The sequence below is a fragment of the Victivallis lenta genome, from assembly GCF_009695545.1.
Classification (GTDB): Bacteria; Verrucomicrobiota; Lentisphaeria; order Victivallales; family Victivallaceae; genus Victivallis; species Victivallis lenta.
The window spans coordinates 41,023-57,034 of record NZ_VUNS01000034.1; the positions used below are offsets into that span (position 1 = coordinate 41,023).

13 protein-coding genes and 1 pseudogene are annotated in these 16,012 nt (G+C 61.2%); 4 read left to right on the plus strand and 10 right to left on the minus strand.

Annotation, left to right across the window (positions count from 1 at the left end):
- The first annotated feature begins 59 nt into the window (after window positions 1-59).
- Window positions 60-1,382: an MATE family efflux transporter gene (locus FYJ85_RS20235; protein ID WP_154420531.1), complete on the plus strand. Its 1,323-nt coding sequence runs from the start codon at window positions 60-62 to the stop codon at window positions 1,380-1,382.
- A complete protein-coding gene (locus FYJ85_RS20240; RefSeq protein WP_154420532.1) occupies window positions 1,372-1,845 on the plus strand; it encodes a MarR family winged helix-turn-helix transcriptional regulator in 474 nt (157 codons plus the stop codon). Before FYJ85_RS20235 ends, FYJ85_RS20240 begins: the two co-directional genes overlap by 11 nt.
- Before the next feature lie 45 nt (window positions 1,846-1,890).
- Here FYJ85_RS20240 and FYJ85_RS20245 read toward each other — a convergent pair whose 3' ends face one another.
- Window positions 1,891-2,151, minus strand: coding sequence for a glutaredoxin family protein (locus FYJ85_RS20245; protein WP_154420533.1), 261 nt, complete (start codon window positions 2,149-2,151; stop codon window positions 1,891-1,893).
- Window positions 2,152-2,224: 73 nt separating this feature from the next.
- Window positions 2,225-3,115, minus strand: a complete 891-nt coding sequence (locus FYJ85_RS20250; RefSeq protein WP_177995012.1) for an N-acetylmuramoyl-L-alanine amidase family protein — start codon at window positions 3,113-3,115, stop codon at window positions 2,225-2,227.
- Between the two features lie 129 nt (window positions 3,116-3,244).
- Between FYJ85_RS20250 and FYJ85_RS20255 the strand changes: the two genes are divergently transcribed.
- Complete coding sequence (locus tag FYJ85_RS20255; protein WP_154420535.1) at window positions 3,245-3,556, plus strand: hypothetical protein; 312 nt, start codon at window positions 3,245-3,247, stop codon at window positions 3,554-3,556.
- Between the two features lie 391 nt (window positions 3,557-3,947).
- Complete coding sequence (gene ilvB / locus FYJ85_RS20260; RefSeq protein ID WP_154420536.1) at window positions 3,948-5,690, plus strand: biosynthetic-type acetolactate synthase large subunit; 1,743 nt, start codon at window positions 3,948-3,950, stop codon at window positions 5,688-5,690.
- Here the strand turns inward: ilvB and FYJ85_RS20265 are convergent.
- The 8 genes and pseudogenes from FYJ85_RS20265 to FYJ85_RS23375 form a co-directional block, all read right to left on the minus strand.
- The gene (locus tag FYJ85_RS20265) at window positions 5,677-6,927 is read right to left on the minus strand and encodes a hypothetical protein (RefSeq protein WP_154420537.1); all 1,251 of its coding nucleotides are present in this window, start codon (window positions 6,925-6,927) and stop codon (window positions 5,677-5,679) included. The genes ilvB and FYJ85_RS20265 overlap by 14 nt on opposite strands.
- Before the next feature lie 77 nt (window positions 6,928-7,004).
- Window positions 7,005-8,351, minus strand: a complete 1,347-nt coding sequence (locus FYJ85_RS20270; RefSeq protein ID WP_154420538.1) for an MFS transporter — start codon at window positions 8,349-8,351, stop codon at window positions 7,005-7,007.
- A gap of 471 nt (window positions 8,352-8,822) precedes the next feature.
- Window positions 8,823-11,147: a discoidin domain-containing protein gene (locus FYJ85_RS20275; protein WP_206213350.1), complete on the minus strand. Its 2,325-nt coding sequence runs from the start codon at window positions 11,145-11,147 to the stop codon at window positions 8,823-8,825.
- 153 nt (window positions 11,148-11,300) lie between these two features.
- Window positions 11,301-12,017 carry a DUF1559 family PulG-like putative transporter gene (locus FYJ85_RS20280; RefSeq protein WP_154420540.1) on the minus strand — a complete coding sequence of 239 codons (717 nt, stop codon included), beginning with the start codon at window positions 12,015-12,017 and terminating at the stop codon, window positions 11,301-11,303.
- Between the two features lie 33 nt (window positions 12,018-12,050).
- Complete coding sequence (locus tag FYJ85_RS20285) at window positions 12,051-13,589, minus strand: glycoside hydrolase family 5 protein (protein WP_154420541.1); 1,539 nt, start codon at window positions 13,587-13,589, stop codon at window positions 12,051-12,053.
- Window positions 13,590-13,646: 57 nt separating this feature from the next.
- A complete protein-coding gene (locus FYJ85_RS20290) occupies window positions 13,647-14,369 on the minus strand; it encodes a type II secretion system protein (RefSeq protein WP_154420542.1) in 723 nt (240 codons plus the stop codon).
- A 67-nt stretch (window positions 14,370-14,436) separates the two neighbouring features.
- The gene (locus tag FYJ85_RS20295; protein WP_154420543.1) at window positions 14,437-15,471 is read right to left on the minus strand and encodes a LacI family DNA-binding transcriptional regulator; all 1,035 of its coding nucleotides are present in this window, start codon (window positions 15,469-15,471) and stop codon (window positions 14,437-14,439) included.
- 168 nt (window positions 15,472-15,639) lie between these two features.
- A pseudogene (locus FYJ85_RS23375) lies at window positions 15,640-16,012 on the minus strand (hypothetical protein); the annotation flags it as partial.

Here is a 16,012-nt window from a genome sequence, read left to right on the forward strand (position 1 = left end):
AAATTATATTACGAAACGATATAATAAATAAATTTACTATTTGGGAATGAGAGGAAGTCATGAGCGACCTGAAGCTGTTTTTCCGTTACATCACTCCGTCGATGCTCGGGATGCTGATTGCAGGGGTATACAGCATCGTGGATATTTTTTTCGTCGGCATCGCGGTGGGCGAAGAGGGATTGGCGGCGATCTCGCTTGCCTTCCCGGTCGTGATGCTGGTCTACGGCATCGGCGACATGATCGGCACCGGTGCGGGAATCCTGATTTCCCGGGAACGCGGCTGCGGGAATGCTGCCGAGGCGAACCGTTTTTTCAACCGGATGCTGCTGATGGAGCTGCTCGCGGGGGTTCTGCTGCCGCTGCTGGTCATTCCCTGGCTCGGTCTGATCCTGACCGGTTCCGGCGCGACGCCGGAGCTGCTGCCGGGGGCGTACAGCTATACGGCGATCCTGCTCGGCGCGGGCGTCATGCAGATGGTGGCGATGGGGCTGATGACCGCGATCCGCAACGACGGACGGCCGATTCTGGCCATGTGGCTGGTCGTGGTCGGGCTGGTCGGCAACATCGGGCTCGATGCGCTTTTCATGATCGGGCTCGGCTGGGGGCTGGTCGGCGCGGCCGTGGCGACGGTGCTCGCACAGGGGATGGCGATGCTCTGTTCGCTGGGCTATTTTTTCACGCGCTATGCGGGGCTGGGCGTGCGCATCCGGGAGATGCGGCTTTCGCGGGAGTGCGGCCGGATTCTTTCGCTCGGCATTCCGACGTTCGGCAACCAGCTTTCGATCGGCGCGATGCTGTTCTTCCACAACTGGCAGAGTCTCGCCTACGGCGGCGTAGTGGCGCTCGCCGCCTACACGGTCATCAGCACGGTCGAATCGGTCGGTTCGATGCTCATGACCGGCATGGGGGCCGGAGTTCAGCCGCTGGTGAGTTACTTCTTCGGCGGCGGCCGCTGCCGACGCGGACACCGGATCGGCAATTACGGAATGGTTTCGGCCTTTCTGCTCGGCATTGTGATGATGTTCGCTTCCATGGTCGCCTGCCGCTTCGTGCCGTGGAGCATGGGGCTCTCCGGCGAGGCGGCGGAGGAGGCGGCGCACGGAATTCTGATCGGGTCGTCCGCGTTCCTGCTGCTGGGCGTGGTCCGGGTCGGCAGCGTTTATTTTCAGGCTTCGGGCCGGATTATTCCGGCTTCGATCTTGATTTACGGCGATTCCTTCTGTATATTGCCGTTGTGTCTGCTGGTGCTGCCGCTCTTTTTCGGACTCAACGGAGTCTGGGCGGCGATGCCGGTGTCACGGATTTTTCTCTTCGGGCTGCTGCTGTTCTTCCTGCGGCGGCGCCGGGAAGGGAACAGCATGAGGGTTTTGAATGGGTGTTGACAGAACATACGCGATCCGGCAGCACAGGCGGTTCATGGACAGCTGGTTCAAGCTCGACCGCAACTATTGCCGGCTGCTGAAAAGATGGGATATTTCAATCAATACGCTCTGGGTGCTCGAGCATCTGCAGCGCCATCCGGAGGGCGGGGAGCCGGCCGTGCTGGCCGATCAGGTCAATATGTTGCGCCAGACGATGACGCTGACGCTCGACCAGCTGGAAAAGCGCGGCTATCTGTGCCGCACACCGCATAAGACCGACCGCCGCCGCAAGATCGTGACGCTGACTCCGGCAGGGCAGGCGTTTGCCGCCGAGGTTCTCGATGTGGTGACGGGGTTCGAGCTGGCGGCGATGGAAGCGCTGACTGGCGAAGAACTCGAAGCGCTGGTCGAGAACTCCGTGAAGTATCAGGAAGCGTTCGAAAAGAGCCTCGAAAGCGAAAGTAAAAACGGCAGCGGCGAATAGCCGGGGAGGGGAAAGCGATGCGTTTCCCCTGGTCCCGGAATCCGTTTATGGAATGACGCCGAGGTTTTTCAGGTCTTTCTCGAGCTTTTCGGGATTGAACACTTCGCCCGGGCGCCATTTGCCGTTGTATTCGAGGGTCGGGACAACCCAGTCGTCGCCGCCGTTCACATCGATGACTTTTTCGATGACGTTCCGGGATTCCTCCTCAATCTCATGATAATCGAATGGAATGTTGTGCTCCTTGAGCCATTCCACCGCATGTCTTGTATGGGGACACTGGTCCCAGCCGTAAACCTGCAGTACCATATTGCACCTCCTCTTCTTAAAGGTTGCTTTTATCATAGCATGACTTTCCGTGAAATACAAGTTCGGGAGGCGATTATCCGCCGATCTTCGCGCGGTTCCGGAAAGCGTCGACGCCGTCGGCGATCGCTTCGGCCGTCCGCTGCTGCGCGGCCGGGTCGGCAAGCTTTTTCTCCTCTTCGGGATTCGAGATGAATCCGGCTTCGACCAGCAGGGCCGGGCAGGCGGAACGGACCAGCACCCGGAAGCGGGCGAACCGGATGCCCCGGTCCGGCAGCCCGGATTTCTCGATGAGGCGCGACTGGATTTCACGGGCCAGAATCATATCGTTCCAGAGCGAACGTGCCGCCTGCGGCACGGCCGGCGGTCTGCTGTCCGCCGGGTCGTTGGTGCTCGGCACGCCGTCCGGCGTCAGCAGGTAAATCTCGGCGCCGGAGACCGTTTTGTCGCGCGCGGAGTTGTGGTGGATCGACAGGAACAGATCCGCATCGCGTTCACCCGGCAGGTCGCCGCGCGCGTTGAGCGGCAGGAACCGGTCGTCGTCGCGGGTCATGATGACCCGGCAGCCGCGCTTCTCCAGTTCGGCGCGGAGCTTCCGGGCGAGGGCGAGATTCAGCTCCTTCTCCTGGTGCAGCGTTCCCGGCGCGCCGATCTCCCGGCCGCCGTGACCGGGGTCGATGACGATGGTGCGGAGCGGACGTTTGAGGCGGGGCGTCATGGAAAGCAGCGGTTCGATGACGGTTTTCCGATCGGTCCCGGTCACTTCTCCGCCGGCGCCCGCGGGCGTGGTCAGATAAACGAGCGTGCCGTTGATGCGGCCTTCGCGTCTGCCGGGTTCGAGCTTCAGGCAGTTGCGTCCTTTCTTGTGCAGAAACGGGTCCGAGCTGCATCCGGCGGGGAACAGCAGCAGGAGTCCGAAGAGAAAAAGCGGCAGGAGGCCGCGGCATCCGGGTCCGGGTGTTTGCATATCATCCTCCATCTGGTTGACCGGATAAAGTATATCATGCCGGAGGCGCGAAAGCAAACTTGAAAACCGGCTGCGCCGGATTATCTTATGCTGTTACCGCATGAAACCGGAAAGGAGAGGTGAAGGGATATGGGCGAGACGCCGTCCAGGTCCGATATCAGCCCGGCGGACGGGGAAAACCTCGACGAAGCGTGGGCGCTGAACCATTTCTTCGGAAAGAGCCTTGAGAACGTAACCGCGCTTTTCCTGAGCGACGGCGGGATTGCGGGACGCCGAGCTGCATCGCCGGAGCGCTGGAGCTTCGGCTGGAGTATGAGCCGGAGGCGGTCCGCGGTATCGGCGGCCCGGTTCTCCGCTGCCTCGAATCCAGCCACTCCGGTTTTGATTTCTCCGGCGGGGACGATCTTTACGGAGAACTCAGGATGCGGCCGGAGGTGCTGAAGAAGCGGATTGCGGCGCTGCTGTAACCCGGATCTTGCATGAAATGTGCGCCAAGCGGTTTCGTTTTCAATTTTTTTTCGCGGCGGACTTGCAAAAGCCGCACCGCGACATTATATTGACTCCATCATGAAGAATCTTTTCCGCACACAGCTTTTATTGGCCGAAACAGTCACTGTTACCGGCCCGGCCGCAGCATAACTCGGAGATGCGGCCGGGCTCGCAGCAGCGGCGACGTCCGTTGCACCCTCTTCTGAGAACCCCTCCCGGCGTTCGTTCCTGATTTCCCATTGGGACCATGTTGTCCCGGAATCCCGCGTGTCGCGGTGTGTCTTGCCGGGGGGAATTGTACCCATTCTGCAGACAAACGGCGAACTGATGAGGAGTTACGGCCATGGAAGCGATTCAATATGACAATGACGGAAGTTTCAGACCGGCGGAACCCGCCCCCGCCCGGTTGATGAAGGGAGCGGAAATTGCGGTCCGCACTCTCGAACAGCTTGGTGTGGAAACGGTTTTCGCCTATCCGGGCGGTTCGGCGATCGAGTTTCACCAGGCGCTGGCGGATTCATCAATCCGGGTGGTCCTGCCGCGCCACGAACAGGGCGGCGCTTTCGCCGCGAACGGCTATGCGCGCGCTTCGGGCCGTGTCGGCGTCTGCATGGCGACGAGCGGTCCCGGCGCGACGAATCTGCTGACCGGCGTCGCCGATGCCTATATGGACTCCATTCCGATGGTGATCATCACCGGGCAGGTCGAAAGCGGCCTGATCGGAAAGAATGCGTTTCAGGAGACCGACATCATCGGCATGTCTCGCCCGATCGTGAAGCACAGCCGCCTGGTGCTTCATGCCGGAGAGATCGCGCCGGTCCTGGTCGAGGCGTTCCGCCTGGCGCGCTGCGGCCGCCCCGGACCGGTCTGGATCGATATCCCGAAAGACATTCAGCAGCAGATATCCGCATTCCGGTTCGACGATCATCCGGAACCGCGCCGGGAGAAGCTGCCTCCGCCGGTCGCTGCGGAACGAATCGCGGAGATCCGCGAGGCGATCCGCCGTTCGGAACGCCCCTGCATCGTGGCCGGGGGCGGAGTCATCGCGGCCGGCGCGTCGGAGGAGTTGTTCCGGTTCGCCGATTCATACCGGATTCCGGTGGCAACGACTCTGATGGGAATCGGCTCGTTTCCGGAGACGCACCCGCTTTCGCTGAAGTGGCTCGGCATGCACGGTTCGTATTACGCGAATTACGCGGTGAACGAATGCGACCTGCTGCTGGTGCTCGGCGCACGGTTCGCGGACCGTTCGACCGGCCGCGCGGACCGGTTTGCTGAACACGCTTTCATCGTCCATATCGATATCGACGAGTCGGAGATCAATAAGAATGTCCGTGCCGGCCTCGGCCTTGCCGCCGATGTGAAGGAGGCGCTTGCGCTGTTGAACCGGGAGCCGTTCGACACCGGCTGCAGCGCGTGGCTGGAGACGATCGCCGGCTGGAAGCGGGAGCAGCCGTTCCGATACCGGCGCGAACCCGGCAGACTGAAAGGCCAGCAGGTCGTCGAGGCGCTTTCGCGGCTCTGCGGGGAGGAGGCGATCTTCGTCCCCGGCGTGGGGCAGCATCAGATGTGGACGGCGCAGTTCGGCACTTATACGCGGCCGCGCCGGCTGCTGACCTCGGGCGGACTCGGCGCCATGGGCTTCGGGCTCCCGGCCGCCGTGGGGGCGAAGCTCGCCCTGCCGGAGGCGACGGTCGTCAACATCGACGGCGACGGCTCGTTCCAGATGAACATTCAGGAGCTCGGGACGGTTTCCACCGAGGGGATCGGCATAAAAATGGTGATTCTGAACAACCAGCATCTCGGGATGGTCGCCCAGCTGGAAGACCGTTTTTTCGGCAGCCGCCGCGGCAATACGGATTTGCGTGTCGGCGGAGGGCGGCCGTTTCCGGACTTCGTCGGCATCGCACGCTCTTACGGGATTCCGGGGCGCGACGTGTACGATGCGGCGGAGCTTGAGGACGCGATCCGCGAGATGCTCGAGACGCCGGGGCCGTTTCTGCTCGACTGCCACACCGTCTATCAGGACCACGTGCTGCCGATGATTCCGGGCGGAAAAACCTGTCGCGACATCATGACCGAGTGACGTCCGGCGCGGCGCGGCGTTCGGCGAGCCGGGTGACGGCCGCCGCGCCGCAGAAGACCGGAGCGGCGCACGGTGCGCTGTTCCGGACGATTTCGCCCCGGGGGTCGAGGGTTTCCGTGACGATGCGCACCACAGGCAGATAGTCGTCGTTGCAGGCTTCGCAATGCAGGATCTCCGTTTCGAGGAACGGATTCCCCGTGCGGAGCGGCAGCTCCGTCAGCACGCCGAACTCCCCGGATTCAAGTTGTTTCCGGAACGCTTTGAGGTCGGGGGGCAAATTGAGCTGCCGCAGGGAGAAGAAACGGACGAACGGACGGCCGCAGCGGCAGACCGGCGCGGACTTGAGCGTGTTCCAGACCATCGCCGCCGGAGTCAGGATCAGGACGCCCGCTTCGGCGGCCCAGAACAGATACCACTCCCAGGCGCTGACGACCCGGTCCCCCATGGCGCGGAAGCCGTCTTCCGCCACAAAGCGCATCACCCGCGACAGCCTCAGGGGATCGAAGATAAGCCCGAGGCTCCAGAATTCATTCAGAATCCAGACCCAGCCGACCCAGCTGAGGTAGACCGACCAGGCGCCGAGCGCCAGCGCCGCGATCCGGAGGCCGATGGGCGACCGGCAGCGGCAGGACCGGGCGATGACGGAGATCCCTCCGCCGTTCAGGGCGGCGAGAACGAAGAGGGCGAGAAGGCCGACCGCCGCCCAGGGCAGTTCATAACTCGCCAGCGCATAGAGAAAGCTGCCGGCCGGCAGGACGAGCAGCATCCACAGCAGAAGGCCGATGAAGCATTTTTTGCCGAATGGACCGCGTGACGGCCGGAACGGTTCCCCGCCGGAATGGCGCGTCTCCGGTGCAACGGGCAGCGGCGGGAGCTCGTCAGCCGCTCCTCCCGCATTGCGGGCGATTCCGGCTTTCAGGCGGTCGACCGCGTCGACGAGCTTCTGCCATTCGGGGGAGGGGCCCGGTTCGTCGAGCCCGCGCTTCGCCGCCAGGACGGAGGGCAGGACCAGAAACGGCCAGAGCAGGTTGGCCGTCAGGAGATTTCTCCGCAGATGGCGCTTCAAGGCCCGTCTGACGCATGCCGGACATCCGGCGATGCGGTATTTATTCCACTCGACTGCACAGAGCAGAAAGACGCATCCGGTCACATGCCGCACCTTGACGCCGCCGCAGGCGCGGCCGCAGCAGGGGCAGAGATCGGCGCTTTCACTCCGGGGTTCCGGCTGTTCCTCCAAGGTCGTCTTCTCCCGTTCGGTTGATCTCGTATCGCATAAGATAGCCCGTGCTTCCGGGTTTTGCAAGCCGGAGCGGGTCAGACGGCGCCGGGATACACATATTCTCCTTTCGGGAAGACGGCCGGGACGAGCGCGAGAAAGACCGCAGCGAACAGGAGTCCGCAGCAGTAGAGCAGAAGCAGACTCTGGTAACGGCTGACCGTCATCGTTCCGAGCATCCACTCCGGCGCGAGCATTTCTCCGCCGAGCAGCAGCGAGGTGACGAATCGCGACAGCCCGGAGCCGCCGCAGGAGAACGCTCCGGAGAGCGCCATCGCCATGACCTTGTTGCCGGGGGAGGCGAGCGCCATCATTTCTGCCGAAGCCGCGATTGAGACGGCGGCGATGCCGAGACTGTACAGGAAGAGCAGGCCCGCGATGACCGGACAGGCCGCCGCGCCGCCGTGGCCGATGAAGAAGAGCATGAAATTGACGGCGAAGAAAAGCGCGTGAAAGAGCGGATAGAATCTCCGGGGACCGGCCAGGCGAAGCAGCTTCCCCGCGCAGAGATAGCCTGCCAGCATGCCGGAGAGGGCGGCGCCGGAAATGAAAACGATGACGTTGTCCGGCGCGCCGAGCTGGTTTTTCAGGCAGAGGATCATCAGCGGAACCGTCCCGAAGGCGGCGAGATTCAGGACGAAGAGATAGGTCGAAAAACCGGTCAGTGCCTTGTTGCCGATTGCGCGGGCCAGGCCGGTGCGGAATCCGGCCGTGCCGCGTTCGGGAATTCGGAAATCCGGAATCCGGGCGATGGCGGCGGCGCGGCCGGTGAAGATGATCGCAGCGAGGAAAAGGACGCCCTGCAGTGTTCCGGCCGACGGCTGCCCGCCGATTGCGGCTCCGACCGCGAAGAGGAAGAGCGTCGCGGTCAGCTGGTGGCAGAAGCGCATGTTGCAGAAGAAGCCGGTGCGCCGTTCCCGGGTCAGAAAGGTGTCGAGCAGCGGGAACCAGCCGGCGATGAATCCGGTCAGCGACAGCGCGAAGCAGAGGATCGCCGTGATGAGGACCGTCACGCTCCAGGCGCCGAACCACGGGGCCGAGGCCGCTGCGAAATAGGACGCAGACGCCAGGATGCAGGCCGTCAGGATCACGCGCTTTTCTCCGGCCGCCGCGACGAGCGCGGCCATCGGAATCAGGCAGCAGCCGTTCAGCAGCGGCAGGACGGAGGTGGTGAGCATCGAAAGGGTGTCGCCCGCGCCGAGCATTCCGGCGAAGAGGATGACGACCGCGCTGTCGGTCAGCGTGACTTCGCCGAGAAAGCCGCAGCAGGAGGAGACGACGGCGGCACGTTCCGCCTTGCGCCGCAGCGCGGGAGTCGGTTCGGCCGGAGCGGACAGGGGCGCGGCGACCGACTCCGCCTTGCAGTTGATTGCAAACCAGTGCATGACAGGGCTCCGGAATAAGGATTGCTTTGCCTTATATATTACCGGAGAGTGCGCCGGAAGTCAATTTGCGTTTCGCGGTTCGGGCCGGATAAAAATGTGAATGCCGTCACATTTCCGGCCGGTGCCCTTTGCTGAAAATTCATGCGGTTCATCGCGGCGAATCGTGAAAGAGATCGCGGGGAGGGACAGGAAGGGAGCCATGCACGCATTCGGAACCGGAGCCGGTCTTCCGCAGAAGAAAGCCTGTTATTGTTCCCTGTGCTTACGGTGGCGGGGCAGAAACATATTCCGGGCACTCCGGGGCCGCTCTGAAGTGAATATATTCCCAGGTTCGCCCATCTCGCACAATTTTCTCGACCGGCTTGCGCCGCATCGGGAACGGCTCCGGAGGCCCCGGGGGGGAACAACGCCGGACCGATTCCGTAATTTCCTTCCGGCGGGGAAGTTTCGTTCCCCGCCTGATCTGTTTCGTCAACGGATGCGGAGGATGACCGGATAGTCGCGGAGAATCATGTTTTTCAGCCGATAGCCTTCGCCTTCCTGTTCGAACCGGACCGGATGAACGGTTCCGGAAAGCGTATCGACCGCTTCCATATGCCGCAGCTTTGGTCCGGAAACGATGAGATCGACGGCTTTGCCGGTGTTGCCGTCCCGCATTTTGACGGCGGCCCAGTAGGGGATGATGTATTCACCCGAATCGTTGCGCAGGACTCGGCCGACGAAGGCGTCCGTTTCTCCGTCCACCCGGAATGAGAGCTCTTCGCTCGGCCGGCAGGAGTTGTCGAGGACGGCTGCAACATTGCGGAGTGCGTACCATGCCTCCTTGCGTTGTCCGTCCGGCAGGATGAGTCCCCATTGATATTCGCCGGTTTTCACCGGTTCGAGCGACCACCAGCAGGTCGGGCCGATTCCGTAAAAGAGGTGATAGGTGTAGAGCCTTGCCAGGAATTTCGCCTGGGATTTGGCCGAGACGTAATAGGAGCCGCCCGCGGGATTGTCTCCGGTGTTGACGCCGGTTTCGCTGACGTTGATTTCGAGCCGCGGATTGTATTTCCCGAGCAGCTTTCGAAAGGCGGTGATCTGTTCGCCGTAATCGCGGTATGGCTCCGTGTACGAACGTTTTCCGTCTTTGCTGACGGCCCCGGCCGCTTCCGGAAATGTGTCCCGGCCCCGGAGCTCCTTGTAGATATGGACGCCGATCCGGTCCACTTTGCCGGCCAGTCCGGCGGCCAGAACCGCCTCCGTCCAGCCGAAGTCGAACAGAGCCGTTTCAATCTCAATCGGTGTCTGCGGGTCGAGTTGCCGGACCCGTTCCGCCGCCGCGCCGACCAGCGCCACATAGTATTCCCGATAACCGGGAAGATCGTCCGGAGAGACGGTGTCGCCGTAAAAATTCTGCTCGTTGGCCAGGGACCAGACGGCGACTTTTCCCCGGAGTTCCCCGACAACGGCCGCAACCGCTTCGACATATTCCCGTACGACACGTTCCGGTGCGGCCCGGTATTCGCCGAACGAAGGCAATTGAAGGAAACGGTAGATCAATTTGACTCCGTTCTTTTGCAGATACTCCGCATTTGGAATTTCCGCGCGGGTGCAGGGCGGCTTTCCGGTTCGGTGTCGTGAAAGGAAGGAGTTATTGGATACAAACAGCCATTGCGCACCGCTGTCGAAGATGTCGTCATAGAATTTCCGATAATCAAATGTGCCGCTTCCGAGCGGATTACCGGCCGTGGCCGTACCGCCGCGGCCGGCTGCCGCATAATTGACGCCGTCCGTACCGAAAGCTTCGACCTCCCGCAGCTGAAAATAGTATCGGCGTTCCCCTTCCGCACGAAGCCGGGTCGCAATGACCTTCACGAATTTTACCGGGATCGGTTCGAAATCGAATGCGAAGGAATCTTTGCCCGCGGGCAGCGCCTGACAATTTTCCATCTCCGCGACCCGGGTCCAGCTGCTGCCGTCATTGCTGCAGAGAATGTGGAAATCGACGGGGAATCCGTCAAGATTGCTGCCGTGGCGCGGCTTCAGGGCAATCCGGCTGATCCGTTCGTGTTTTTTCAGTTCGATCATACACCACTCTTCGACTTCGGGGGAGTAGTGCATGGCGGAGGAGTAGACGGTGTTGTGGACATCGGCGAGCTCTTCGCCGTCGTTCAGCCAGCAGGCGGACCAGAGAGCTCCCTTGGTTTCAGGAGTATTGGCAAAGAATTCGTTGCCGCAGATGGCTGCGCCGAAGATATTTCCGGCAGGGATTTCCCGTGAGGTGCGCGCCCGGAGCCCGGCGACCGGGCCCGTGAAGCCGAGCTGGTTGGGCAGCTTCGACGTCACGGCGGGGGGAGGCTGCGGAATGCCGGTGAGCGTGGTTTCCCGATATGCGTCATCGTCCTGTCCCGCGGTGGCTGAGGCCATGCCGACATATTCCGCGGACAGCATCTCTTCGCCGTCCGCCGGTAGCAGACGGATCGACTTGACCTGTATCCTGATGCCGTTTGACGCGGCCGGATCGAACCGCAGCCGTGCGACGGTTCCGGTCCAGAGCGGATTGTTGCGGCAGTCAATCCGGTAAACTTGGAATTCCGTGGAGGGCTCCACTTGGAACGGCAGACTGTTCTGCTGCGAAAAAACCTCTGTCGGAGCGGCGAAAAACAGCTCCCCGACCGTTTTGCGGTCGGCACGCATCACGATTTCACAGATCGGGAACTGCGCGGCGGAGAACATGACGTCCGGAGAGACGATGGAGCTGTCGCGGCCGCTGACAAATGATATCGCATCAGCGGTGAATCGGGTTTGATTCATATCTCGCGGGCTCCAGCCGGAAAGACGGCCGGAGCCTCCGAAGTTCCAGGCCGGTCCGGTTTCGGCGGCGGCAAGCGCCGCCGGAAAAACGGAAATGATGCAAATCAAAGAAAACAGGAACAATACGTACGGTCGATTCATCTTTCTCAGCTCCTACAGTGTGTCGAGTTTCGGCAGAATAACCTGGGTCCGATAGTAATAAGCGTTTCCGCCGATGATCGGATGATCCTTGTCGTCGAATGAGTTCCAGCTGTGGTTCCGGACGTCGCCGGAAACGTGCAGGACCGGCAGACTGCCGTTGTGGAGCCCATCGGGGTAGAGGAAGCCATAGGAACCGGCGCAGAGGCACCAGGAAAGTGCGCTGCGGCTGGCAAGACGGCTGAGCGGCCGGTCGAATTTGAGCCCATATGCATTGACTGAATAATTATCGCGGATAAAGCCGTAATGCGCCTGGTAGGAGTTATTTGCGCTGTCGGTGTTCCAGGGGATGAGAGGAGCGGCATTGTCGCAGTAGAGCACTTTGGGCCGATTGATGATAATTCCGCCGGTGATCCGAACCAATGGAGCTCCCAGGTAACCATTGGCGGCAATGAGCCCCAGCCCCGCATATCGGGTGAACATCAGATATTTCCCTTCGAAACGGCCGCCGTTTCCTGGTTCGACCGTTTCCGAGGCAGCCGGCATGTTGCCTCTGTTGTCATCGGTGTACATGAATACTCCGAGACCGATCTGCTTGAGATTGCCGATGCACGTCGAAGTCCGGGCGGCCGCTCGTGCACGCTGCAGTGCCGGCAGCAGCATCGCCGCGAGGATTGCGATGATCGCAATGACGACGAGCAGTTCGATCAGGGTGAAGCGGGTTCTTTTCATTTCTGTCCTTTCCGCGGAGCAAAGTATGCCCGCTTACCGTTGGTTGCGTTTGAAATATTTGAGCAGCACCTTTTTGCGGGCGGTATCCGTCTGGGCCGGTTCGTTGTCCTGCGGATTCTCGGTGTGTTCGACGCTCCAGCCGTTCCATTCGCGGAAGGCGTGGTAGGTCCAGTCCCAGCCGTACTCCTCGAAGAGTGAGATGCAGTCCTCTAAATAGCGTTCCGCGCCGGGGGCCCACCGGACCGCCGAGAATTCGCCGACGTAGATTCGCGCTCCGTAACGCTGCTGGAAGTCGCGCACCGGTCGCAGATGTTCGATCAGCGCCTGCCGGTTGCAGGCGGAGTCTGGATAGCTCGCCATGCCGTCTTTTCCCGCGACTCCCCAATTGTTGTTTACTCCCTGGTGCGTATACCCGCCCGGCCAATACATATGAAGCTGATAGATGATGTTGTCCAGCGGCAGGGGGGACAGGTAGCGGAACGCCTGCGGCGAGCACCAGTCGTTTGATTCGACGATGATGGGGGTTGCCGGATCGATCCTGCGAATTTCCTCCGCCGCAAGTTTTTGCGCCGTCAGGTAGTCAATGCGGCAGGGGCGTGACTGCATCGGTTCGTTGACGAGATCGTAGGCCCACAATGCCGGTTTGTCTTTCAGCCGGGAGGCGATTTTTCTCCAGGTTTTCAGAAAGGCATCGAAATGTTCCGGGCTGTCAAGCATTCCGAGGTCGGGCGAACGGCCTCCGGGCGGAGAATGGAGGTCGACAATCACCCGCAGCCCGAGCTTTTCCGCACGATCCAGAACCTGCTCCAGTTCAATCAGTTTGGCATCCACCCACCGGAGATATTCCGCGACATCCCGGTCTGTGTCGTTTTGGCCCCAGTTCCGGACAAGCTGCCAGCGGATCAGGGCGGCTCCCCATGAGCGAAGCTCTTCCAGGTCGCCTTCCCGCAAAGCAGCCGGAGACATGGCTCCCCGCAGCGGCGGAATGGATTTCACCTGTTCCGAATATTGCACCCGGTAGTTGTTCGGCAGCTTTTGCGGCGGAAAAATTTCCGAAATATCCTTGACGGTTGTCTGCAGGTTACGGAATTCAACCCTGCCAGAACTCTCCTCCAGCCCCAGCATCAGTTTTCCGCCCGTCGCTCCTTCCGGGACGAGGAAGGAGATTTCCAGTTTCTTCCAGCCGAATGTTCCCCGAAGACCGGAGGGAGAGCGCCAGACGTCGCGCCCGTCCTTGCGGTAATGCAGCAGAAATTTGACTCCGTTCCAGGCGTGACGCGGAACGGAGACGTTTTCCGCCCGGCATTCAACCGTCAGCCGCAGGGAGCGGCCGCGGTATGCCGCAACATCGAACGGCATCGAGACAGCATGGCGGACGCTCTGCGGTCGAAGTGACGCCGGCACGTCGATCGCAAGCACATCGAAGCCGTTCTCATTTCTGACGCTTGCCGAATCGATCCAGTTCCAGCTTCCCCCTTTCCCGAGATCGATTTGATGACATGTCTCCGCCGAAACCGCTGCTGCCAGAACAAAGATTGCGGCGCAGAAAAATATCCTGCATATCTGATTCATTTATCATCCTTCCGGGAAGAGAGGCTATTGGTTGCGCTTGAAATACTTGAGCTGCGGTCACGGTTTTCCGGTGGTTCCGTTCCAGGAGGTACACCAGAAGCTGCCGCCTTCGTCTTCGGCCAGGTTGCCGCCTTCCGGAATGTCGTTTGCCGACATGGGGGTGACGTGCCCGTCGGCAAATCCGATGTTTCCGCCTGTTCCGTTCCGATGACGCCAGTAGCGGTTGGTCATGTTTTCGCGGTTGATTGCGGCCGGATCGTCCCACGAGCCGGTCTTGTTCACGTCGAAGACCGCGGCGCGGCCGCTCGGATTGCGGATTGCTCCGATTTTAACGTTTCCGCCGGGATCGTTGGTCAGGGACGCATAGCCGCCGACCCGGTTGATCCCGTAATGGTTCTGAAGAGTGCTCGGCGTATACGGCTCGGTGCTGCTCGGACAGGCGAACGGTCCGATGGGCCTGTTGATGCCGCTGGAGTCTTTGGGGGCGAAGCAGTAATCTGTAATTTCGATGCCCGGACTGTAGATCGACATCAGCATATCCAGCCATTTGCCGCTCCAGGAGCCAAGCCCGAGATTGCAGTTGGAGGCGGGAACAACATCGTTGTTGCCGTCGATGTACATGGCCAGAAATGTCCCGATCTGCTTGAGATTGTTGACGCAGGTGATGTCGCGGCTCCGGGCGCGCGCCTGATTCAGCGCCGGCAGCAGCATCGCCGCGAGGATTGCGATGATCGCAATGACGACGAGCAGTTCGATCAGGGTGAAGCGGGTTCTTTTCATGTTCGTCCCATCCTTTCGATGTGGTTTAGGAAACGCGTTATCTTGAGCGGCAAAAAAATACCGGAACTCACTCCGCACGGCCGGTGGTTTCGGAAAAGGCGAATGTGACCGGTATTTTGAGTTGAACGGGTTCTTTGCCGCCTTCAATCCGGGCGACGAGCTTTTCAAGGGCAGTGACACCGATCTCATAATCATTGGTCAGTGCGGTGATGAAACGGTCTGTGGCAAGACGGGTGCTGCTCTGGCCGTCGAAGCATCCGACCGCGGCGGCAGGATACCGGGCGGCGATGCAGCGCGAGGCGCCGCGCGCCAGCTGCGGAGCGGTTGCGACGACCGCGTCGTATCGGCCGGTTGCCAGCAGTTCGGCGGCAAGCCGCTCTCCGTCGGCTTCCGTATAGTCGCTGTAACGGATCGCCTCCGGCGGAATCCGGACCCCGGCCCGGCGGATTCCGGCTTCGAGCTGCGGAATGATCGAGGTGTCCTCCTTCCCCGCCAGCCAGCAGAAGCTGCGGCGGCCCTTCTCACGCAGGTGCGAGACGATGCCGAAGGCGGAGTGCTCGTAATCGCTTGCGACGAACGAAAGCGAGGCGCTGCCTTCCGCTCCGGGCAGCGAAGTCAGGAAAATCCGCGGCCCGCTCAATGCGGCAAGTTCGTTCCAGTAGCGGTCGGAGCGGTGAACGCCCCAGATCAGAAGTCCGTCGAGAAAGCCCGACTGGAACAGCCCGGCATAGTGGTTGTTCTCCTGAAATTCCGGGCGGTTGAACAGCAGAAGCAGATTGTAGCCGGTCCGGCAGAGCGCCTTTTCGATGCCGGAGAGGATCTCGACGAAGTGTGTGTCGTTGAAGGCGTTGTGTCCCATCTCCTCCTGAGGCGGCACCAGCAGTCCGATGACATTGCTGCGGCGTTTGAAGAAACGCTGGGCGTTCACGTTCGGAACGTAATTCAGCGCCCGTGCCGCTTCGCGGATTCTCTCCTGCGTCTTTTCCGGAATCGGCAGTTCGCCGCTGCGGTGGTTCAGGACCCGCGACACGGTGCAGGTCGAAAGACCCACATGGCGGGCCAGTTCGCGGATGGTGCAGCTCTTTTTCGCAGGGTCGGGCATCAGGCTTCTCCGTCTGTTTAGATAACACGTTTATTGAACACGTTATTTATTATACCAAAAAAGAAGCGGAATGTCAAGAGCCCGGTGAATGATTTCCGGATTTTTTTCGTGAAAATGAAACGGGGGAACGGGGAAAGCGGAAACCTTCCCGCCGCTCCCCCGCGGATTTCAATTTTCTTCGGCCCACGCGATATGAAAGTCGCCCGTAACGTTTTCGAGCACATATTTCGGCCCGACACCGTCATATTCGAGCCGGGCTTTCAGCACGGATGGCTCAAGCACGGTCCGGTGCTGCTCCGGCGGATAGAAGCGGACCGAGTCGACGTGACCGGCCTCCGGACGGAACACCACGCGTGCGTTTGCGACTCCCCGAAGGAGAATCCGCCGCCTGACACCCGGCATGCCGGAGGTAGCCTCCCGGCACGACACCCTGCCGTGTTTCATGCCGAGGAATACGCGGCACTCGCGGTTGACGGCGCGTTCGGCGGGATAGCAGGCGGAACCGTTTCTGATCAGCGCGTCGGCGCCGGTGAACAGCGGG

What these genes read in the sequence shown, in the direction of transcription:
- FYJ85_RS20235 (WP_154420531.1), top strand. Translation starts at nt 60, where the DNA reads ATGAGCGACCTGAAGCTGTTTTTCCGTTACATCACTCCGTCGATGCTC.
- FYJ85_RS20240 (WP_154420532.1), top strand. Translation starts at nt 1,372, where the DNA reads ATGGGTGTTGACAGAACATACGCGATCCGGCAGCACAGGCGGTTCATG.
- FYJ85_RS20245 (WP_154420533.1), bottom strand. Translation starts at nt 2,151, where the DNA reads ATGGTACTGCAGGTTTACGGCTGGGACCAGTGTCCCCATACAAGACAT.
- FYJ85_RS20250 (WP_177995012.1), bottom strand. Translation starts at nt 3,115, where the DNA reads ATGCAAACACCCGGACCCGGATGCCGCGGCCTCCTGCCGCTTTTTCTC.
- FYJ85_RS20255 (WP_154420535.1), top strand. Translation starts at nt 3,245, where the DNA reads ATGGGCGAGACGCCGTCCAGGTCCGATATCAGCCCGGCGGACGGGGAA.
- ilvB (WP_154420536.1), top strand. Translation starts at nt 3,948, where the DNA reads ATGGAAGCGATTCAATATGACAATGACGGAAGTTTCAGACCGGCGGAA.
- FYJ85_RS20270 (WP_154420538.1), bottom strand. Translation starts at nt 8,351, where the DNA reads ATGCACTGGTTTGCAATCAACTGCAAGGCGGAGTCGGTCGCCGCGCCC.
- FYJ85_RS20275 (WP_206213350.1), bottom strand. Translation starts at nt 11,147, where the DNA reads ATGAATCAAACCCGATTCACCGCTGATGCGATATCATTTGTCAGCGGC.
- FYJ85_RS20280 (WP_154420540.1), bottom strand. Translation starts at nt 12,017, where the DNA reads ATGAAAAGAACCCGCTTCACCCTGATCGAACTGCTCGTCGTCATTGCG.
- FYJ85_RS20285 (WP_154420541.1), bottom strand. Translation starts at nt 13,589, where the DNA reads ATGAATCAGATATGCAGGATATTTTTCTGCGCCGCAATCTTTGTTCTG.
- FYJ85_RS20290 (WP_154420542.1), bottom strand. Translation starts at nt 14,369, where the DNA reads ATGAAAAGAACCCGCTTCACCCTGATCGAACTGCTCGTCGTCATTGCG.
- FYJ85_RS20295 (WP_154420543.1), bottom strand. Translation starts at nt 15,471, where the DNA reads ATGCCCGACCCTGCGAAAAAGAGCTGCACCATCCGCGAACTGGCCCGC.